19 protein-coding genes are annotated in these 20,373 nt (G+C 71.6%); 6 read left to right on the top strand and 13 right to left on the bottom strand.

What is annotated here, in order from left to right:
- Positions 1-62: 62 nt before the first annotated feature.
- From BLV05_RS20080 to BLV05_RS20070, 3 genes are read right to left on the bottom strand one after another with little or no spacing between them, the layout of a single operon-like run.
- On the bottom strand, positions 63-1,931 hold the full coding sequence (locus BLV05_RS20080) for a hydantoinase B/oxoprolinase family protein (RefSeq protein WP_046769209.1): 1,869 nt from the start codon (positions 1,929-1,931) through the stop codon (positions 63-65).
- Complete coding sequence (locus BLV05_RS20075; protein WP_046769208.1) at positions 1,928-3,991, bottom strand: hydantoinase/oxoprolinase family protein; 2,064 nt, start codon at positions 3,989-3,991, stop codon at positions 1,928-1,930. Before BLV05_RS20075 ends, BLV05_RS20080 begins: the two co-directional genes overlap by 4 nt.
- The gene (locus BLV05_RS20070; protein WP_052762530.1) at positions 3,982-5,043 is read right to left on the bottom strand and encodes an ArsR/SmtB family transcription factor; all 1,062 of its coding nucleotides are present in this window, start codon (positions 5,041-5,043) and stop codon (positions 3,982-3,984) included. The genes BLV05_RS20075 and BLV05_RS20070 overlap by 10 nt, the downstream gene beginning before the upstream one ends.
- 66 nt (positions 5,044-5,109) lie before the next feature.
- On the opposite strand from BLV05_RS20070, the gene BLV05_RS20065 reads away from it, so the two are divergent.
- Positions 5,110-6,303, top strand: a complete 1,194-nt coding sequence (locus BLV05_RS20065) for an MFS transporter (RefSeq protein ID WP_046769207.1) — start codon at positions 5,110-5,112, stop codon at positions 6,301-6,303.
- Positions 6,304-6,311: 8 nt separating this feature from the next.
- On the opposite strand, the gene BLV05_RS20060 is transcribed toward BLV05_RS20065, so the two are convergent.
- Positions 6,312-6,650 (bottom strand): winged helix-turn-helix transcriptional regulator, encoded by a 339-nt coding sequence (locus tag BLV05_RS20060; protein ID WP_046769206.1) that lies wholly within the window; start codon positions 6,648-6,650, stop codon positions 6,312-6,314.
- 88 nt (positions 6,651-6,738) lie between these two features.
- Here BLV05_RS20060 and BLV05_RS20055 point away from each other — a divergent pair, with 88 nt between their 5' ends.
- Complete coding sequence (locus BLV05_RS20055) at positions 6,739-7,614, top strand: LLM class flavin-dependent oxidoreductase (RefSeq protein ID WP_052762529.1); 876 nt, start codon at positions 6,739-6,741, stop codon at positions 7,612-7,614.
- A gap of 4 nt (positions 7,615-7,618) precedes the next feature.
- Here the strand turns inward: BLV05_RS20055 and BLV05_RS20050 are convergent, their stop codons facing one another.
- From BLV05_RS20050 to BLV05_RS20015, 8 genes are read right to left on the bottom strand one after another with little or no spacing between them, the layout of a single operon-like run.
- Positions 7,619-8,518 (bottom strand): carbon-nitrogen hydrolase family protein, encoded by a 900-nt coding sequence (locus BLV05_RS20050; protein WP_046769204.1) that lies wholly within the window; start codon positions 8,516-8,518, stop codon positions 7,619-7,621.
- A gap of 20 nt (positions 8,519-8,538) precedes the next feature.
- The gene (locus BLV05_RS20045; RefSeq protein WP_046769203.1) at positions 8,539-8,925 is read right to left on the bottom strand and encodes a type II toxin-antitoxin system VapC family toxin; all 387 of its coding nucleotides are present in this window, start codon (positions 8,923-8,925) and stop codon (positions 8,539-8,541) included.
- Positions 8,922-9,179 carry a type II toxin-antitoxin system Phd/YefM family antitoxin gene (locus BLV05_RS20040; protein ID WP_046769202.1) on the bottom strand — a complete coding sequence of 86 codons (258 nt, stop codon included), beginning with the start codon at positions 9,177-9,179 and terminating at the stop codon, positions 8,922-8,924. Before BLV05_RS20040 ends, BLV05_RS20045 begins: the two co-directional genes overlap by 4 nt.
- Before the next feature lie 14 nt (positions 9,180-9,193).
- On the bottom strand, positions 9,194-9,838 hold the full coding sequence (locus BLV05_RS20035) for an SRPBCC family protein (protein WP_046769201.1): 645 nt from the start codon (positions 9,836-9,838) through the stop codon (positions 9,194-9,196).
- Complete coding sequence (gene cutA, locus BLV05_RS20030) at positions 9,838-12,225, bottom strand: aerobic carbon-monoxide dehydrogenase large subunit (protein WP_046769200.1); 2,388 nt, start codon at positions 12,223-12,225, stop codon at positions 9,838-9,840. Before cutA ends, BLV05_RS20035 begins: the two co-directional genes overlap by 1 nt.
- A complete protein-coding gene (locus BLV05_RS20025; protein ID WP_046769199.1) occupies positions 12,222-12,722 on the bottom strand; it encodes a (2Fe-2S)-binding protein in 501 nt (166 codons plus the stop codon). Before BLV05_RS20025 ends, cutA begins: the two co-directional genes overlap by 4 nt.
- Positions 12,719-13,597, bottom strand: a complete 879-nt coding sequence (locus tag BLV05_RS20020; RefSeq protein ID WP_046769198.1) for an FAD binding domain-containing protein — start codon at positions 13,595-13,597, stop codon at positions 12,719-12,721. The genes BLV05_RS20025 and BLV05_RS20020 overlap by 4 nt, the downstream gene beginning before the upstream one ends.
- A gap of 4 nt (positions 13,598-13,601) precedes the next feature.
- Entirely contained in the window at positions 13,602-15,053 is a 1,452-nt protein-coding gene (locus BLV05_RS20015) for a uracil-xanthine permease family protein (protein WP_046769197.1), read from the bottom strand.
- A gap of 315 nt (positions 15,054-15,368) precedes the next feature.
- Between BLV05_RS20015 and BLV05_RS20010 the strand changes: the two genes are divergently transcribed.
- From BLV05_RS20010 to BLV05_RS19995, 4 genes are all read left to right on the top strand, one after another.
- Positions 15,369-17,042 (top strand): HsdM family class I SAM-dependent methyltransferase, encoded by a 1,674-nt coding sequence (locus BLV05_RS20010; RefSeq protein ID WP_046769196.1) that lies wholly within the window; start codon positions 15,369-15,371, stop codon positions 17,040-17,042.
- Between the two features lie 41 nt (positions 17,043-17,083).
- Positions 17,084-17,617 (top strand): hypothetical protein, encoded by a 534-nt coding sequence (locus BLV05_RS20005; protein WP_046769195.1) that lies wholly within the window; start codon positions 17,084-17,086, stop codon positions 17,615-17,617.
- Between the two features lie 105 nt (positions 17,618-17,722).
- Complete coding sequence (locus BLV05_RS20000; RefSeq protein WP_083421345.1) at positions 17,723-17,992, top strand: hypothetical protein; 270 nt, start codon at positions 17,723-17,725, stop codon at positions 17,990-17,992.
- Between the two features lie 71 nt (positions 17,993-18,063).
- Positions 18,064-19,101, top strand: coding sequence for a hypothetical protein (locus tag BLV05_RS19995; protein ID WP_231948568.1), 1,038 nt, complete (start codon positions 18,064-18,066; stop codon positions 19,099-19,101).
- Positions 19,102-19,169: 68 nt separating this feature from the next.
- Here BLV05_RS19995 and BLV05_RS19990 read toward each other — a convergent pair whose 3' ends face one another.
- Entirely contained in the window at positions 19,170-20,354 is a 1,185-nt protein-coding gene (locus tag BLV05_RS19990; RefSeq protein ID WP_046769192.1) for a LolA family protein, read from the bottom strand.
- Between the last annotated feature and the right edge of the window lie 19 nt (positions 20,355-20,373).

Genomic DNA, 20,373 nt, shown 5'->3' with positions numbered 1-20,373 from the left:
GCGGAGCATGTGATATCTCACCATCTGTCGTCAATACCCGAATAGAAATAGATTGCCCGATTTCAGGAAGACTTCGGCTCCAGGTGGTCGACAGGGGCCGACGTGGCGCCGCCGGCCAGCCGCGCGTAGCCGGGTCCGCGGTCGAAGAACGGCTCGTCACCGGTCCGCGCCGCCCGTCGCTCGGCCCGCAGCGCGGACGTCGCCGCCTCGTCCGCCACCGGCTCGTCGACCGGCCCGTGCACGACCACGCCGTAGCCGTCACGCGCACCGTCGACGGTCACCTTCCGCCAGCGCACGTCGCGCAGCACCTCGTCCACCGGCCGGTCCAGCGGGTCGCCCCAGCCACCGCCGCCGGTGGTGCGGATGCGGATCACCTCGCCGGCCAGCACCGGCTCGGCGTCGGCCAGCGCGTCCACCTCGCGCTCCGCCGCGCCGCCCGGGTCGATCGTCACCGAGAACGGCCGGCCCGCCCGCCCGCCCCGCACCCCCCAGCAGGACAGGATCGACCGGTCCGCGATCGACATGAAGTGCGCGTCGCGGAGCATCCGCAGGTGCTTCTCGTAGCCGAGCCCGCCGCGGTACCGGCCCGGCCCGCCGGAGTCGGCGGCCAGCCCCAGCCGCTCGACGATGAACGGGAAGCGCGACTCGCTGAACTCCGTCGGCAGGTTCCGCGAGTCGGGCACGACGTGGATGGTGTCCTCGCCGTCGGCGTAATAGCGCCCGCCCGACCCGCCGCCCAGCACCTCGCGCATGAGGTACGGCCGCCCGTCGACGTCGTCGCCGTAGACGCCGGTGTACCGGATCGTCTCCTGGTCCGCAGGCATCCGCCCGTCCACCGCCTTGGCCAGCACGCCGGCCAGCACGCCGAGCAGCCGCAGGATCACGAACGTCCGGGCGTTCGTCGGCGCCGGGAACACCGGCGTCAGCAGCGTGCCGGGGGGCGGGAAGCGCAGCTCGATCAGCGGCACGACGCCCTCGTTGACCTCCAGCTCGGCCATCCGCTCCGGAGAGTCGGCCAGGTTGCGCAGGATCGGGGCCAGCCACTTCGTCAGGAACGCGCCGTCGGCGTAGTCGGCCGCGTGGTTGATCGGGCCCTTCGCCTGCGGCCCGGTCCCGGTGAAGTCGATCACCAACCGGCCGCCGTCGTCGTCCACCTTCGTCAGGGTGATCCGCTGCGTGTGCAGCTTCGGCTCGTCGACGCCGTCGTGCTCGGCGTAGTCCTCCCAGACGTAGCTGCCGGCCGGGATCTTCGCCAGGATCTCCCGGCGGAACGTCTGCGTCGTCTTGTCCAGGATCGCGTCGAAGCACGCCTCCACGTCGGCCCGGCCGTAGCGCTGGAACAGCTCGGCCAGCCGGCGCGCACCCATGAGGCAGGCGGCGCACTCGGCGTCGAGGTCGGCGGCCAGCGACTCCGGCATCCGCGAGTTGCGGGTCATGATCTTCAGCGCCGCCTCGTTCGGCACGCCCTGGTCCCACAGCCTGATCGGCGGGACCATCAGGCCCTCCTCGAACACGCTGGTCGCGTGCGACGGCATCGAGCCTGGGACGGTGCCGCCGATGTCGTCGTGGTGCCCGAACGCCTGCACGAAGGCGACGACCTCTCCATCGTGGAAGACGGGTGCTGTGACGCACAGGTCCGGCAGGTGCCCGATGCCGCCCTCGGAGAGGTACACGTCGTTGTGGAAGAACACGTCGCCGGGCTTCATCGTCTCGATCGGGTAGTCGCGCACCACCGGGTGCACCAGCGCCGAGTACGAGCGGCCGGTCAGCTTGCGCAGCTTCCGGTCGTGGATGCCAGCCCGGTAGTCGTGCGCGTCGCGGATCATCGGCGAGCGCGACGTGCGCCCGATGGCGGTCTCGACCTCCTTCTCGACCGACGTCAGGTAGCCCTCGACGATCTCGGCCAGGATCGGGTCCGCACTCCCGCTCATCGCGAGACCTCCCGGGTGATCAGCAGGTTCGCGTGGTCGTCGACGACGGCGCGGAAGCCCGGGTGGACCGGGACGGTGGAGCCGAACTCCTCGACGACGGCCGGCCCCGCGATGGTGTCGCCGGCGCCCAGCGCGGCGCGGTCGTAGACCGGGGTGTCCGCCCACCCGTCGCCGAAGTCGACCGGGCGGGACGTGCGCGGCGTCGCCCCCGTGCCGCGCAGCGCCACCCGCACCGCCGGGCGCGCGATCGGGCCGACGCCGGTGACCCGCAGGTTCACCCACTCGACCTCCTGCCGCGCGTCGCCGGCGAAGTCGTAGCCGTACAGCCGCCGGTGCGCCGCGTGGAAGGCGGCGGCGACGTCGTCCGCGAGCGCCGCCGTGACCGGCCCGTCCGGGACGTCGACCCGCACCTCGTAGGCCTGGCCGAAGTAGCGCAGGTCGGCCGTGCGCAGGAACCGCCGCTCCCCCGCCGCGAATCCCTCCCGCTCCAGCGCGGCGTCCGCCTCCGCCGTGAGGCCGGCGAACGTCTTGCCGACGGCGTCCGGGTCGAGCACCGCGTGCCGCGCGACCGACGTCCGCACGTAGTCGTTGCGCACGTCGACGGTGAGCAGCCCGTACGCCGACAGGTTGCCGGGGTCGGGCGGCACCAGCACGCCGGCCAGGCCGAGCACGTCGGCCAGCCGGCAGGCCAGCAGCGAGCCGGACCCGCCGAAGCTGACCAGGTGGAAGTCGCGCACGTCCAGCCCACGCGTGACGGTGACCTGCCGCAACGCGTTCGCCTGGTTCCACGCGGAGATCTCCAGGATGCCCTCGGCGCACCGCTCGGCGGTCAGCCCGAGCCGCCCCGCCAGCGCGGCGATGCCGGATCGAGCGGCGTCGATGTCCAGCGGGATCTCACCGCCGAGCAGGTGCGGTGGGATGCGCCCGAGCAGCAGGTGCGCGTCGGTGACGGTCGGCTCGGTGCCGCCGGTGCCGTAGCAGAGCGGGCCCGGATCGGCGCCGGCCGATCGGGGCCCGACCTTCAGCGTCCCCTCCGGGCTGAGCCAGGCGACCGACCCGCCGCCGGCGCCGACGGTGACGACGTCGATCATCGGGATCTTGCTCGGGTACGCGCCGACGGTGCCCTCGGTCGTCAGCGCCGGGTGCCCGTCGACGACCACCGCGACGTCGGTCGACGTGCCGCCGCCGTCGAGCGTCAGGACGCTGCCGAACCCGGCCGCCTGCGCGACGACCGCGGCGCCCAGCGCGCCCGCCGCCGGGCCGGACAGGACCGTCGAGATCGGCTGCCGGACCACCTCGTCGGCGGACAGCACGCCGCCGTTGGACTTCATGACGTAGAACGGCGGCGCGGGCTCGCGCAGCGCGGCCAGGCGGTCGGCGATCGTGCGCACGTAGCGGGCGATGCTCGGCTTCACCGCCGCGTCGACCAAGGTCGTCACGCTGCGCTCGTACTCGCGGTACTCCCGCAGCACCTCCGCCGAGATCGACACGACGGCGTCCGGGTGCTCGCGCGCGAGGACGTCGCGCATCCGCAGCTCGTGCTCCGGGTTCGCGTAGGAGTGCAGGAAGCAGACGCCGATGGTGGTGATGCCGCGGTCGCGGAAGAACCGGGCGGCCGCGACGGCGTCGTCCTCGCTGAACGGGCGCAGCTCGCCGCCGTCGTGGGTCAGCCGGCCGCCGACGGTGCGGACGAGGTCGGCGGGGACGATGCGCGGCGGCTTCACCCAGAAGTAGCTGTTGCCGTAGCCGTCCGGCACCGACTGGCGGGCGATCTCCAGCACGTGCGCGTACCCCTCGGTCGTGACGAAGCCGAGGTGGTCGACCTTCCCCTCCAGCAGCCGGTTCGTCGCGACGGTGGTGCCGTGCACGACGGCGGCGACGTCGGCTCCGTCCGCGCCGAGCAGGCCGAGGATCTTGTGCACGCCGGCCATGAACCCCTCAGCGGGGTCGGCCGGCGTCGACGGCGTCTTCGTGCTCGCCTGCCGGCCGGTCTCCTCGTCGACGGCGACGACGTCGGTGAACGTGCCGCCGGTGTCGATGCCGATACGGATCAGGGGCATGCGGACGATTCAACCGGCGGTCGCGTGGTCGGTGCGTCGGCAACTGGTGCCAACGGTCGGGCACCGACGTCGTGCAGGGCCGCCCCTAGCGCCGTCGTGCGGTAGAGGACGGACCGGCCGTGCCGCTCGCCGGTGACCAGCCCGTTCTCGCGCAGCACCCGCACGTGCTGGCCGACGGCGCTGGGCGTGACGCCGAGCGCGCGGGCGAGGTCGGTGGTCGACGCGGGCGAGCGCAGCGCGTCCAGCAGCTCGGCCCGCGCCCGCCCGAGCAGGCGGACGGTGGCGCCGGCGGGCGGGCGCCCGAGCCGTACGCTCCACAGCGCGCCGGCCCCACGGGCCGGGTACCGCACCGTCGTCTGGGTCGACGTCCGCCGCTTGATCAGCACGTACGCCGACCCGAGCAGCACCGGCATCAGCACCAGCCCGCCCGGCCCGCGGTCGACGGCGGAGTCCTCGCGCCACCGGTCGCCGCCGAGCCGCAGCCGGCCGTCGCGCCAGCTCAGGTCGGGGTGCAGGTCGGCGAAGAGGGCCGCCGCTCCCCCGCGCGCCAGCCGCCGGGCCCGGTGCGCGACGTCGGCCTCGAGGACGGCGCGGATGCGCGGCCAGTGCGGCCCGACCAGGCGGTCGTGCGCGGCGCGCAGCTCGGCGGCCAGCTCGCGCAGCCCGGCCGCGGGGTCGGCCGCGAGGTCCGCGACGGCGGCCGGCGCGGGGTCGGCGCCGAATCGGCGGCGCACGTTGGCGCGGACGGACTCGGCCGGCGTGCGGCGCAGGGCGGCGAGGTCGTCGTCGATCGAGCCGCCCGGCCCGGCCGGCGCCGGGACCAGGAACTCCGGCCAGCCGGGGGTGCCGCTGAACAGCAGCGGCCAGGTGAGCGGCAGCGCCAGCGGAGCACGGGCCAGCTCGTCCTGGGCCCAGGTCAGCCAGCGCGCGTGCACCGGCTGCCGGTCCTGCCCGGCCAGCTGCTGCAGCGCGGCCACCGTCTCGGACAGCGGCGACACCGCGAACCGGGTGGCCGCCAGCTCGTCCACCCCCAGCTCGACGGTCAGCGCCATGATCCTAGTTGTAGCAGAGCGCTACATCGTGCCGTCGCGGCGCGCGCGGCGGCGAGCATCGCCGCCATGCCCCGCTACCGCCGGTTCGCCGCCGCCACCGCTTTGACCACGGCCGGTGACGGCGTGTTCGCGGCGGCCGTGCCGCTGCTGGCCGCGACGCTGACCCGGGACCCGCGGCTGGTCTCCGCCGTCGCCGCTGCGACGTACCTGCCGTGGCTGCTGTTCTCGCTGCCGGCCGGCGCGCTGGTCGACCGGCACGACCGGGCCGCGCTGCTGTGGCGCGGGGTGGCGGTGCAGGCGGGGCTCGCCGCCGTGGTGGCGGCGCTGGCGGCGTCCGGCCGGCTGGGCGTCGCCGGGCTGGCGGCGCTGGCCTTCGGGCTCGGCGCCGGCCAGGTGGTGGCGGGGACGGCGGCGCAGGCGCTGCTGCCCTCGCTGGTCGGGCCGGAGCGGCTGCCGTCGGCCAACGGCTACCAGCAGACCATCGCCGTCGTCGGGCAGCAGTTCCTCGGCCCGCCGGTCGGCAGCCTGCTGTTCGCCGTCGCCGCCGGCCTCCCGTTCGGGGCCGACGCCGTCGTGCTCACGGTGGCGGCGGCGCTGCTGTCGACGCTGCGGGCCGCGCCCCGGGACCGGGCGACGCGGGGGCCGTCGTCGCTGCGGACGGAGATCGGGGCCGGGCTGCGCTGGCTGGCCGCGCACCGGCTGCTGCGGACGTTGACGCTGCTGGCCGCGGTGAACACGTTCTGCTTCCAGCTCGGCAACGCGACGCTGGTGCTGCTGGCGACGTCCGAGCTGGGGGTGTCGGTGCGCGGTTTCGGCCTGCTGCTGGCGACCGCCGCGGTGGGCAGCCTGGCCGGCGGCCTGGTCGGGCCGCGGCTGCTGCGCCGGTTCGGCGACCGGGCCGTGCTGCTCACCGCCCTCGCCGTCAACGCCGTCGCAGTGGGCGCGATCGGACTGGCCGGGTCCGCCGTCGCGCTGGGTGCGTTGCTGGCGGCCACCGGGCTCGGCGTGACGCTGTGGAACCTGGTCAGCATCGGGCTGCGGCAGCGGCTGGTGCCGGCCGACCTGCTGGGCCGGGTGATGAGCGTGCACCGGCTGGTCGGCTGGGGGCTGATCCCCGCGGGCGCGCTGCTCAGCGGCGTCGTGGCGCATGCGTTCGGTCTGCGGGCGCCCTACCCGCTGGCCGGCGCCGTCCGCCTGGTCGCGCTGCTGGTCGCCCTGCCGGTCCTGCTGGCCGCCTTCCGCGACGGCGACCGCGGCTAGGGATCCTTCTAGGCGTGGGTGGCCTCGATGTGGGCCATGTTGGCGTGCCCCCAGTCGCCGAGCGGGCGCAGCGCCACCTCGAGCGTCCGCCCGTAGTCGGTGAGCGAGTACTCCACCTTCGGCGGCACCTGGTGGTAGATCTCGCGGTGCACCAGGCCGTCGGCCTCGAGCTCGCGCAGCTGCTGGATGAGCATCTTCTCGGTGACCGCCGGGATGGCCCGCTTCAGCTCACCGAAGCGCAGCGGCCCCTGGTCCTCGAGCGTCCACAGCATGGTCGCCTTCCACTTGCCGCCGACGACGTCGATGGCGGCGTCGAGTCCGCAGGTGTAGGGCCGGTTCCGGGCCACGGCGGTCTCCCTTACTGACTTTTCAGTGGGTACCTGACAATATAGTCAGTACTTGATCTTCCGCAAGTGTCGGCTGACGATCGAAGGCATGACGCACCCCCGCCGTTTCGGCGTCCTGATCCTGCCCGACGCCGACGCGCCCACGCTGCTCCAGCGGTTCCGCCGGGTCGAGGAGCTCGGCTTCGACCAGCTGTTCCTCCCCGACCACATCGGCAACATCTTCGCCACCGAGCCGCCCTGGCTGGACGGCTGGACCATGACCACCGCGGCCGCCCTGACGACGTCGGCCATCCGGATCGGGACGCTGGTGAGCAACCCGATCCTCCGCCCGCCGGCGGTGCTGGCGAAGGAGGCGCTCACCGTCGACCAGCTGTCCGGCGGACGGCTCGAGCTGGGCATCGGCGCCGGCATCATGGAGTCCGATCACCACGCCACCGGCACCGAGCCGTGGACGGTCAAGGAACGGGTCGCCCGCTATCCCGAGTACGTCCGGGTGCTCGACGAGGTGCTGCGGCGCGACGGCGGGCCGTACACGTTCGAGGGCGACTGGTACACCGTCCGCGACCTGCCCACCGGCCCGCCCGCCGTCCAGCGGCCGCGTCCGCCGATCATCGTGGGCGGCAACGCTCCGACGGTGCTGCGAGTGGCGGCCGAGCGGGCGGACGTCTGGAACACCAACGGCCGCCCCGACGCGAGCCTCGACGAGAACGTCGCCCTCGCCGCGGGCTGGAGCCGCCGGGTCGACGAGTTCGCCACCGCGGCCGGCCGGGACCCGTCGGCGATCCGCCGGTCGGTGCTGTTCTGGGCCACCACCGACGCCCTGACCGGCCCGGCGACGCTGGACGAGCTGGTCGATCGGTACGCGGCCGCAGGCTTCACCGAGTTCGTCATCGGCTGGCCGCTGCCCGCCGACACCGAGCGGTTCGAGCGACTCGCGCTGGACGTGGTGCCTAAGCTGCGTTGACGGGTCAGTCGCGCGGGAACGGGCTGGCAGCCGGGCGGGTGAGCTCGTCGACGTGCCGGCGGATCAGCTCGAGGTTGCGGTCGGCCAGGTGGTCGAAGCCCTGCCCGATGCTCGACCCAGGGGTGAGTGAGCCCAGCGCCGTCGCCGGGTCCAGCCGGGCGGAGACCCAGCACTCGTGGCTGGCCGCCCGCGCGACCACCTCGGCGATCGGGGTGACGATCATCGAGTTGCCGAAGTAGAGCACGCCGGCCGGGTCGGTCCCCGTCGCGTTGGCGCCGACCACGAACACGTGGTTGTCGTAGGCGCGGGCCCGGTTCGTCAGCTCCCACAGGTCGGCCGAGCGCAGCAGGGCGGACGGGCGCAGGATCACCTCCGCGCCGCGGACGGCGGTGATGCGCGACAGCTCCGGATAGTCGCCGTCGAAGCAGATGATCATGCCGATCTTCCCGAGCGCGGTGTCGACGACACACACGTCGTCGCCGGGCGTGACCCAGCCGCCGCGCGACGCCAGCTCGGTGCAGAACGGGTGCGTCTTGCGGTAGACGCCGGCGATCTCGCCGTCCGGCCCGGCCAGCACGGCCGAGTTGTGGACGACGCCGCGCTCGGCGCCGCGCTCGTACGTCCCCCACGTCAGGTGGACGCCGAGCCGGCGGGCGGTCTCCTGGAACGGCTCGGCCAGGCCCCCCGGCACGTCGGTGACGAGGTCCCACAGCTCCTCGGCCGGCATCGCCGGGGTGAACCCGGTGGTCACCGACTCGGGCAGCACGATCAGCTCCGCGCCGGTGTCGCCCGCGCACCGTTCGACGTAGTCGAGCGCGTGCTCGACGTTCGCCTTGATGCTCTGCGTGGTCAGCGGCTCGGCCAGCGGCCGCACCTGGACCGCGGCCGCGTTGAACGCCCGCATACCGGCACCTCCTCGGTCGCCTAGGCCTTTGCGACCCGGACGTCATAATCGTTCATCGCCGAATCACGCGTGACCAGCGTCAGCTGTTCGACCCTTGCCTGCGCGACCAACATGCGGTCGAAGGGGTCGCGATGGTGCAGGGGCAGCCGTCCGGCATCGATCGCGTGCTCGAACGTGATGGGCAACTGCTGCAGGTCGCTGCGCAGGACTTCCTCGGCGAGGTCGACCTGCGCGGACAGCTTGCCCAGGCCCTGTTTGATCGCGAGCTCCCAGACGGTGGCAGAGCTGACGAAGACCTCCAACTCCTCGTCGATGGTCTCCTTCAGCTCATCCGACAGCTCGGCGTCATCCATCAGCCACCACAGGACGACGTGAGTGTCGAGCAGGAGCCGCGCACGTGTCGTCATGGCCGCATCCCGAAGTCGTCGGCGATGGTGCCATTGACGTCGCCGGAGTCCCAGTCGGCGGACAGGGTGACCTTGCCGGCGAGCGAACCCCGCTGCCGCCGCCGTGCCTTGACCGGGAACGGTACGACCTTGGCCACGGGGACGCCGGCCCGGCTGATGACGACCTGCTCGCCGCGTTCGACCCGCTCGATGATCCGCGACAGCTGGGTCTTCGCCTCGTGGATGTTGAACTGCGCTGCTGCTGGTTCACCCATGATATAAAGCTTAGCTAAGTTAGCTTAGTTCGTCGACCGGACAGCCAGCCGCCGAGGGCGACGCCCGCCAACGCGACCGCGGCGCCGACCAGGATGCCGCGGGTGAAGTCGGCCGGCGCGACGGCGGGGCGCGGCGGGGGCTCGTACACGCCTGGTACACCGGCGGCGACGGCCCCGTCCGGCGCGACGGACGCAGGGACCGCCACCGGGGCTGCGGCGACCCCCGTCAGCACGTCGTCCACCGCGGCGAAGAACTCGCCCGCCGTCTTCTTCGCGACCCCGGCGAGCATGCGCTGCCCGACACCGCCGATCATGCCGCCGACGATGGCGTCGGCGTCGTAGTCCAGCCGGGTCGACCCGTCGCCGGCGTCGTGCAGCGTCACCCGGACGTCGGCGCTCACGGTGCCCGGCGCGCCCGCACCGGACGCCGTCATGACGAACGAGGCCGGCTCCTCCTGCGAGTGCAGGCGCACGTCGCCGGCGTAGCTGCCCTTGATCGAGCCGACGCCGGCGGACACCGTCATGCGGTACTGGTCCGGGCCGGCCTCCTCCAGCCGCGAGCAGCCGGGGATCGTCCGTACCAGGACGGCGGGGTCGTTCAGCGCCTTCCACACGTCGGCACGCGCGGCGTGCAGAACGGCGGTTCCCGAAACCTTCATCACGACTCCTGAGCCAGACGGAGAGAGAACAGGTCCGACGGCGAGATCGGCATCCGCGTGATCGCGAACCCCTCGGCGTCGGAGATCGCCGACGCCAGCACGGCCGAGCCGGGGATCACGCCGGCCTCGCCCGCCCCCTTGATGCCGAGCGGGTTCAGCGGCGACGGCGTCTCCAGGTGGTCGGTCTCGATGACCGGCACCTCGGTCGAGTACGGCATGAGGAAGTCCATGAACGACGCGTTCAGCAGCTGGCCGGCGTCGTCGTAGACCATCCGCTCGTATAGCGCTCCCCCGACGCCCTGGGCGACGCCGCCGTGGATCTGGCCCTCGACGAGGCGCGGGTTGATCAGCGTGCCGCAGTCGTGGACGACGCAGTAGCGCAGGATGGTGATCTCGGCGGTCTCCGGGTCGGTCTCGACGACGGCCGCGTGCATGCCGTTGGCGAACGTCGAGCGCGGCGGCGAGTAGAACCCGGTGTCCTCCAGGCCGGGCGACTCGCCCTCGGCGACCGGCGGTTTGGAGAAGTCGACCGGGCCGCCGAACTGGGTCGCCCGCTCGGCCTCGCGGTCGAACGCGTACCGCAGCGGGTTGGCCAGGACGGCGACGGTGGCGAGCGGGATCGACGCACCCGGCGCACCGCCCGGCGACCCGATCACGCGCACCACGCCGTCGACGATCTCGAGGTCGCGCGGGTCGGCCTCCAGCGCCTCACCGGCGATCCGCAGCGCCTTGTCGCGCACCTTCCGCGCGGCCGACGCGAGCGCGTTGCCGCTCATGACGGCGGCCCGCGACGCGAACGTGCCGACGGCGTAGCCGAACCGCCGGGTGTCCCCCGTCGTCACGGAGACCCGTTCGACCGGCACCCCCAGCTCCGAGGCCACGACCTGCGCGAACACCGTCTTGTGGCCCTGGCCCTGGGTGGTCAGCCCGGTGGCCGCGACGATCGACCCGTCGGTCTCGACCTTCACCCAGCCGCCCTCGTACGGGCCGACGCCGGTGCCCTCGACGTAGCAGGCCATGCCGATGCCGACGCGCCGCCCGGCCGCCCGCGCGTCGGCCCGGAACGCCTCGAACTCGTCCCAGCCGACCAGCTTCTTCAGCTTGTCCAGCGTCGCCGGGTAGTCGCCGGAGTCGTAGATCAGCGGCCGGCCGTCCTGGAAGATCAGGCCGTGGTCGTAGGGCATCTCGTCGGGCCGGATGAAGTTGCGCTCGCGCACCACCGTCCGGTCCAGCCCGAGGTACGCGGCGATGGCGTCCATCGTCCGCTCCATCGCGAAGCAGCCCTGCGGCCGGCCGGCGCCGCGGTACGGCGTCACGCTGACGGTGTTGGTGTAGAGGCTGAAGAACTCCGCACGGTAGGCGCCCGGCTTGTACGGCCCGAGCAGCTGCGTCGTCGTGATGATCGGGACGATGATGCCGTACGGCGTGTAGGCGCCGTTGTCGTGCCAGACGGTGACGTCGAGGCCGAGCAGGATGCCGTCGTCGTCGAAGCCGACCCTGACGTGCTGCAGCTGCCCGCGCTCGTGGGTGGCGCCGACGAAGTGCTCGCGGCGGTCCTCGGTCCACTTGACCTCGCGGCCGAGCCTGATCGCCGCCCACGGCACCATGACCTCCTCCGGCCACGGGTGCACGATCTTCACGCCGAACCCGCCGCCGACGTCGGGGGCGATGACCTCGACGCGGTCAGGCGGCAGCTCCAGCCGCGCGGCCAGCGCCGCGCGCACCGACGTCGACGCCTGGGTGGACGTGTAGACGCGCAGGCTGGCGTCGTCGGCGTCCCACCGGGCGTGCACGCCCTTGCCCTCCAGCGGGGTGGATGCGCTGCGCTCGATGTCGAGGTCCAGCTCGAGGACGTGCGGCGCGGCGTCGATGGCGGCCGCGGCGTCGCCGCGGGACTGCACCATGCGGGCCGAGACGTTGCCCGGGACGTCGTCGTGCACCAGCAGCTCGCCGTCACGGGCGGCCTCGATGCCGACGACCGGGGGCAGGAAGTCGTACGTCACGACGATGCGGGCGCAGACGTCCTCGGCGACGTACCGGTCGGTGGCGACGACCATGACGATCGGCTCGCCGACGTGGTTCACCTCGTCCTTGGCCAGCGCGTAGCCCGTGCGGCCGTGCGTCAGCGTCTCGTGCGGGATGAGCAGCGGCAGCGGCTCGCCGGCCCGGCCGTCGAGGTCCTCGTGCGTGAAGATCGCGACCAGGCCCTCCACGCCGACCACGTCGGTGACGTCGATGCCGGTGATGCGGGCGTGCGCGTGCGGGCTGCGGACGAACGCCGCGGCCAGCGCGTGGTGGCCGATGTCGTCGAGGAACCGGCCCTGCCCGGTGAGCAGCCGCGGGTCCTCCAGCCGCGCGATCGGCTCGCCGAACGACCTGGTCGTCATCGGCTCGCCTCCCCCGCCCGCAGCTCGGCGGCGCGCAGCACGGACGCGACGATGTTCTGGTAGCCGGTGCAGCGGCACAGGTTGCCGGCGATCGCCTCGCGCGCCTGCTCCGCCGTCGGCGCCGGGTTCTCGTCCAGGTAGGCGGTGATCGTGGTGACGAAGCCGGGCGTGCAGAAGCCGCACTGCAGGCCGTGGCAGTCGCGGAACGCCTGCTGGACGTGGCCCAGTTCGCCGTCGGGGCGGGTGCAGCCCTCGACGGTGGTGACCTCGGCGCCGTCGACGGTGACGGCGAACTGCAGGCAGGACCGGATCGGGCGGCCGTCGACCAGCACCGTGCAGGCGCCGCAGACGCCGTGCTCGCAGCCGACGTGGGTACCGGTCAGCTCGAGGTCGTGGCGCAGGAAGTCCGACAGCAGCCGCCGCGCCGGCACCGTAGCCGACCGCGGCACGCCGTTGACGACCAGGCTGACCTCGTACAACTCCTCGGCCGAGCTCATGCCGCCGCCGCCACGCTCGCCCGGCCGGCCGCCTCACGCAGCGCCCGGGTGGTCAGCACCCCGGCCAGGTGGGTGCGGTAGGCAGCCGCCGCGTGGATGTCGTCGTCGGGGTCCAGCCGGCTCGCCGCCAGCCGCCCGGCCGCCGGCCAGTCCGCGTCGTCGAACGCGCGACCGGCGACCGCCTCGGTGAGATCGAGCACGACCGGCTCCGGGCCGGCCGAGACGTACGCCGCTCTGGCACCGGCGACCCGTAGGTCGTCGTCGAGTGTCACCACCACTCCGGTTCCGCAGACGGCGTAGTCGCCGTGCCGGCGCGCCACTTCCGTCCAGACGGCCCCGGTGCGGCCCTCCGGCACCGGGAACGTCACGGAGGTGACCAACTCGCCGGCATCGGCGCAGGTGGACAAGGGTCCGGTGAAGAAGTCGGCGGCTGTGACGGTGCGCTCGCCGCGGGCCGACCGCAGCGTCACGGTCCCCTCCAGCAGCGCCAGCACCGCGGTCAGCTCACCGGCCGGGTCGGCGTGCGCGATGCTGCCGACCGTCGTGCCGCGGTTGCGGATCGTCGGGTGCGCGACGTACCCCAAGGTGTCGCGCAGCAGCGGCAGGACGGCGTACGCGGCGTCGTCGCGCTCGACGTCGGCATGCCGGGCCAGCGCGCCGACGGTGACGCCGTCGCCGCCGACCCGGACGTAGGCGAGGTCGGACAGCCGGTTGATGTCGACCAGGTGCTCGGGCACGGCCAGCCGCATGTTCAGCAGCGGGACGAGGCTCTGCCCACCGGCCAGCACCTTGCCGGCAGGACTCACCTCGGCGAGCACCGCGACGGCGTCGTCGACGGTGGCCGGCCGGTGGTAGGTGAACCCCGCTGGCTTCACCGCATCATCCTCTCTCGTCCCGCGCCGTTTCGCTCGGCGGATCCTCCTCGACCTCGTGCACCCCCGGCGGCCCGACGGTGAGGACGGCGCCGCCTTCGCGCAGGTGCGGCGGGGCGACGGCCCTGGCCAGGTGGTACGCGCCGATCGTCACGATGGTGCCCAGCGCGATGCCGGACAGCACGAAGTCGTCGGTGATCTCCAGCGAGGTGTTGCCGATCGCGATGATGATGCCCGCCGACACCGGCACCAGGTTGATCGGGTTGGCGAAGTCGACCCGGTTCTCGATCCAGATGCGGGCGCCGAGCAGGCCGATCATGCCGTACAGCACGACGGTGATGCCGCCGAGCACCCCGCCCGGCGTGGCCGCGATCAGCGCGCCGAACTTCGGCGAGAACCCGAACAGGATCGCCACCAGCGCCGCCACGTAGTACGCCGCCGTCGAGTACACCCGGGTCGCCGCCATGACGCCGATGTTCTCGGCGTACGTCGTGGTCGGCGAGCCGCCGACCGACGTCGCGATGACCGTGCCGACACCGTCGGCGGCGATCGCCTTGCCCATGACCGGGTCGAGGTCACGCTCGACCATCTCCGCAACGGCCTTGACGTGGCCGGTGTTCTCCGCGATCAGCGCGATGACGGCGGGCAGCACCAGCAGGATGAACGTCATGCTGAAGCTGGGCAGGTGCCAGCCCGGGATCTCCACGCCCTGCCCGCTGACGAATGTCTCCTCGGGGAAGCCGAGCCAGTCGGCGTCGCGGACGCCGTCGAAGTTCACCCGGTCGCGGGTGGTCTCTTCGCCGGCCGCCGGGTCGAACGAGGTGATCTGGCCGAAGACGCGGTCGAACACCCACGACAGCGCGTAGCCGAACACCAGCCCGACGAAGATCGCGATGCGGCCGAGGAACCCGCGCAGCCCGACCGCCATGAGGATGACGGCGAGCATGACGATCAGCGCGATCCACTGGTCCTGCGGCCAGTAGGTGTTCGCCACGACCGGCGCCAGGTTGAAGCCGATCAGCATGACGACGGCGCCCGTCACCACCGGCGGCAGCACCTTGTGGAGGACGGTGGAGCCGAAGTAGTGGATCAGCACGCCGCACAGCGCCAGCACGACGCCGGCGACCAGGATCGCGCCGGTGACGTCGGCGGAGTCGCCGCCCTGCGCCCGGATCGCCGCCACGCCGCCGACGAACGACGCGCTGGTGCCCAGGTAGCTCGGCACCACGCCCTTGACGATGAGCAGGAAGCATATCGTCGCGACGCCGCTCATCATGATGGCCAGCTGCGCGTTCAAGCCCATGATCAGCGGGAACACGAACGTCGCGCCGAACATAGCGACGACGTGCTGCGCGCCGAGGCCCACCGTCCGCCCCCACGACAGCCGTTCGTCCGGCCTGACCACCGCCCCCGGCGGCGGCGTCTTGCCGTCGTAGACCACCTTCCACCGCAGGGTCACGGGGCCTCCTCACGCAGGTCGGGTGACGCAGGTCACCCGTGCGGACACGTTGCACGCAACTTAGGCACCCCACGTTTCCGCGGCATGGGCACGAAGTGCCGAGGAGATCACCTCATCGTCGGCAACGTCTGCGCTCGGCACGCTTATCTCGGCGGGGCGGCTCGGAACACCTCTGGCGATAGGCGAGGATGTGGTCATGTCCGAGCAGACCAGCGTGCCCAGCCGGACAAGGGCGGGCGGCAGGTCGCTCCAGACGCCCCTCAGCGGTCCGAGCCGGATCACGCTGTCAGTCCGGTCTCCTAGGATCGGCAGATCATGATCAGGGATGGCGACAACGAAGGACTACGCAAGGAGCGCGGGGCATTCTTCACCCCGTCCGCCATCGCGGACTTCCTCGCCGATTGGGCCGTGCTCGATCAGGCGGACGCCAAGGTCATGGATCCGACCTGTGGTGAGGCCGTCTTCCTGCTCGCTGCCGGTCGCAGGCTCAAGGCGCTGGGCCGCGACGTCAGCGACCTCGACGAGCAGTTGTTCGGCTTCGACCTTCATGACACATCTCTGGAATGGGCCGACAAGCTTCTCGACGACGAGGGTCTCGACGCACATCTGCAGCAGGGTGACTTCTTCGCCGTGCCGACACCCGACCAACTCGGTTCGCCCGTCCCGGAGATGGACGCCATCATCGGCAATCCGCCGTTCGTCCGGTACCAACGGCACATCGGCGAGGCACGCGACCGTTCCAAACAAGCGGCGCTTCGCCAAGGTGTGCGCCTCTCCAACCTCGCGTCCTCCTGGGCTGCGCTGCTCATACACGCGTGCGGCTTCCTCAAGCCGACTGGACGTCTGGCCATGGTGCTGCCCGCCGAGTTGCTCACCGTCGGCTACGCCGAACCTGTACGGGAGTGGTTGAAGAACCGGTTCGAGCAGGTCCACCTCGTTATGTTCGACAAGCTGCAGTTCCAGGGCGCCACAGAGAAGGTTGTACTGGTGCTCGCGGCGGGCGACGGCGGCTGCGACGCGTTCTCCCTCTATTACCTCAACGACGGTGAGGACCTCGCCCACGTACGTCCCATGAGCAATCACGCCGCACCAGTATCGGACAGCGGTAAGTGGACCGACCTGCTCCTGCCCAATCGGCAGCGACACCTGTTCCGGCAGGTGAGCAGCAACCTTTTCACACCGCTGAAAACCTACGGCGCCCCTGAACTCGGCACGGTGACGGGCAGCAACGCGTTCTTCGCGCTGACCGAAACCACCCGGCGCGAATTCGGTCTCAGTGAAGCTGCTGGCCAGGTGATCAAGATCTGCCCGCCGGGGACGAAACATCTCACGGGTCTGCGATTCAGCACCTCGGCATGGGCGAAGCTCCGCGACTCAGGCGAACGCGTGTGGCTGTTCCGTCCTGACGCCAACGACGTCTCGCCCTCCGTCACGGCCTACATTCACCGCGGTTTCAAGCTCGGGGTCAACCAGGCATACAAGTGCACGATCCGCCATCCCTGGTGGCGGCCGCCTGCTGTGCCGGCGCCCGATCTGTTCTTCACATACATGAGTCACCGCTATCCCCGGCTCATCACCAACAGTGCGGGCACAACCTTCCTCAACTCCATGCACGGACTGCGATTGAAGGACGACGTACCCGACGCTGCGAGGAATGCATTGCCCCTGCTCGCCTTCAACAGCGTCACCATGTTGGGCGCCGAGATCTTCGGCAGGTCCTATGGCGGCGGCATCCTGAAGATGGAACCTCGTGAGGCCGCGTCCCTCCCAGTGCCGCCTGCGGGCGCACTCTCGGCCGCTTGGGATCTGCTGGGCGGCAAGGTGCGTTCAATCGAGCGAAGCCTCCAGAACGGCCACTGGGCGAACGTCGTCACGAAAATCGATCAAGCGCTGCTCGTCGAGACGCTGGGGCTCTCGCCCGGCGACGTGAGCAGCTTGCAGCAGGCGGCTCAAACACTCCGGACACGTCGTATGGGTGCACGTGCCTGACCGCCGAGCGAACGCTCACACACATCCGAGAGAGGAGATACGTGGACGAGGTTCTGCAGGTCCGGCGGCTTGAGCAGCAGGTGGGCAATCCGGCCGATCGATGGGCAGGCCTCAAGGTGCGGATCCGGCAGGAGAACCTTCAGCGCATCTCCGAGATCCGACGCGACTTCCTCGACATCCTGTGGTGCCTCGACCTCTATCGAGTCGCCGGCGTGCCACCACGAGGCATGGGTAACCCGAACCAGACCAGCAAGAAACGCCTCGAAGGCGCGTATCGCATGAAGGGCGGCTGGTTCGCCGAACTGGTCAGCCTCATTCTGGAGAACCAGACCGAGTCGGCCCTTGCGCCACGCACCAGCGTGCAGGGCTTCTCCCAGCTCCACCAGATCGACATTGCATGGCCCGCGCGCCGCCCCCGTCCGATCCGCGACCCACTCGTATGCGTCGAGACGAAGGTGATGGGTGGGCCGGCTTATGACGGCGGCAAGGAACGCCCGGCGCGCGCCGACTGGTCGAACCGCCGGAAGGAGCTGAAGTTCCAAGCGACGGACCTCAAGCTGTACCGGCGACAGTAGGACACGCGCATCGAGCATTGGGATACCTGGCGCCGCAAGGCCGCGCCGTCGGTGTACTTCCTCTGGTGCGCACGGCTCACTGAGGGTAAGGACAATCTGGCCACGATGTTGACCGAGGTCCGAGCCTTGACCGAGACATATCTCGACGGCGCAGGCATCCTCGCGTACCGGCCGAACTCGACCAACGACGGCTACGAGCATGTACAGATTCCGTGGCCGGATCGGATCGTCGAGCTCGATGATGTCGTCCATGGTATCGCGAGTGAGATCAACGGTCTGGAACGTCCCCACGGGCGCCCGCCGGAGCCACAGATTCCCACGCGTCGAGCCGTTGACGTGACCGACCTCGATCCCGATGACGAGCAGGTCGACTGATCACCCACGCCGTAAGCTGACGGCTCCGGCCTAGCAGACGCATGACTCTATCGAGCGCGAAGGGCCGAGACTTGACCAAGACAGCACGTACCGCAGCATGGCAGCTGTTCGACCAGATCGTGCGGGATGCCGCGCTGCGGTCCGGCAACCCCTGGCAGCGGTCGGCCGGCAACGGCCCGGTGGAGTTCCGCCCCGACTACGACACGCTCAAGGCGCTGCTGGCCGTGCCGCTGCTCACCGGCGCGTCGTCGCAGTCCGGGGTGCCAGCACTGGCCCTGGACGTGTGGATCGCGTACGAACTGCGGCGCGCGGGGTTCGACCGCGACCGGGTCTGGCCGCGCGACGAAGCCCCGCGCGTATTGCCGGCAGAGGTCACGACCCTGATGGACGGACTTCCTCGTGCGTTGCAGGCAGAGGTCCGGAAGCGCGTCACCAGCGGGCAAATCACGGGCGTGACGCTCGCGGCGGCCAACCTCCTGGGCAAGAACTACGTCAAGCAGGTGGACGTCGTCATGTCCTCCTGGCAAACCGGTCCGGAGCTGATGATCTCGACCAAGCGGATGGACAGCTCGTTCGGCAAGAACGCCGCTAACCGGGTCGAGGAGTCCTACGGCGACGCCAAGAACCTCCGTCTGCGTCACCCGCTGGCCGGCCTCGGATTTTTCTACTCCCTCCGGTCGACGGCGCTGACCCAGGAACCAGACAAGGCGGAGTGGCTGATCGATCTACTGGCCAAGCTCGGCCGCGAGGACGACGCCTACGACGCCGTCGGCCTCATCGTCCCGGAGTGGGACGATGAGGCGGTCGTCGCTCCGTCCGACGAAGAGCCCGACGACAACCCGCTGGTGGCAGCCGGCCTCGAGCCGATCGACCCCGAGCAGCAGCTGGACCCCGCACCAGCCTTGATCTCCGATGCGATGGTCACCAAGGGCATCGAGACCCTGCCGCGCGTCGAGCTGCGGTTCGACGCGGTGCCACCTGAGCTGAGCCCGGGCAGGCTCCTCGGCATCATGACCGACAAGGTCCTCGCCAACAGCCCGGTGAACTTCCATCGTGAGGCCAGGCGCCTACGGCGGGAGGCCTCACCACCTAGCGATCTCACCCCGTAAACGACGAGGCCGCCGCGGGATCGCGAGTCCCGCGGCGGCCTCCGTTCCCGCCCGTGGTGGTCTGCCGGCTACGAGGCGGCCGGGTCCTGCGCGGCCTCCTCGAGGACCTCCAGCGGCACGGCGCCGGCCAGCAGGCGGCCGTCGTCGAGGAGGAGGACGGTGAACAGGTCGCTGGTCATGGCGCGGCCGGTGCCGTACGCGCCGCTGACGTCCTCGAGTTCGGCGATGAAGGCGTCGGCCATGGCGGCGGCGTCGCCCTCGAGGCCGGCGGTGAGCTGGTCGAGGTCGACGTCGCGGAGGACGACGACGCTGCTCCAGCCGGAGCCGACCACGGACACGTCGGACGGCGCGCCGGCGAGGTCCTCTTCGGTCAGCGGGTCGCCGTGCGGCTTGGCGTCGTCGAGGTCGCCGGGCTGGATCTCCTCGACCGTGGTGCCGGCCGGCGGGGCGAACTCGTACGTCGACTCGTCGGGCTCGTCGAAGGCGATCGAGGTGAAGCCGACCTCGAACGACGGCTCGGTGGCGTCACGGGCGACGACCTGCACCCGCAGCGGCATCGACGTCTCGCCGTCGATGGCCACCCGGATCGAGCCGATCAGCGACTGCTCGTCCTTGGGCCGCAGCACCAGCTCGTACGCATTGCGGCCGGCCACGGTGGCCGTGCCGTCGACGTCGACCTGGGTGGACGGCTCGATCATCGCCAGAGCGAGCGACGCGGCCGCCGTCGGGACGTCGGCCGGCAGGTCCTCGGGCAGGCCCTCGCCGCCGAACGGGTTGCCGCCGCCCCCGAACGGGCCGGCGCCGTCCCCGCTGTCGGCGTCTTCGGTCAGGACGGTGTGCGAGGCGCTCGCGCCCTCACTGCTCCAGAACCAGAGGTCCTGGCCCTCGCGGATGAGGTCGGACTCGGCCTGGTCGTCCTGCAGCGCGAGCCGGTACGTGTCGCCGTCGGTGTACCAGATGCGGGCCGTCGAGGACCCGTTGAGCAGCGACAGCGCGGCGGTCGGCAGCGACGAGGTGTCGCTGTTCGCGAGCTCGGGCAGGCCGACGTCGGCGGTCTGCACGACGGTGCCGGCGAACGGCTGGATGTCGATGGTCGCAAGCTCGACGAGCAGCTCGGCGGCCGTGCGGTCGGGCAGATCGGAGTCGGCGCCGGCGATCAGCGGACCGGCCACGGCCGCGCCGACGACCACGGTGGCGACCGTGGCCCCGGTCGCCCACCGCCTGGCCGGGGTACTGAGAAGGGAGTTCGGCATGACGTCTCCTGACGTGCTC

The sequence above is a fragment of the Jiangella alkaliphila genome (assembly GCF_900105925.1).
Taxonomy (GTDB): domain Bacteria; phylum Actinomycetota; class Actinomycetes; order Jiangellales; family Jiangellaceae; genus Jiangella; species Jiangella alkaliphila.
This window is presented reverse-complemented; position numbering and strand designations above follow the sequence as displayed.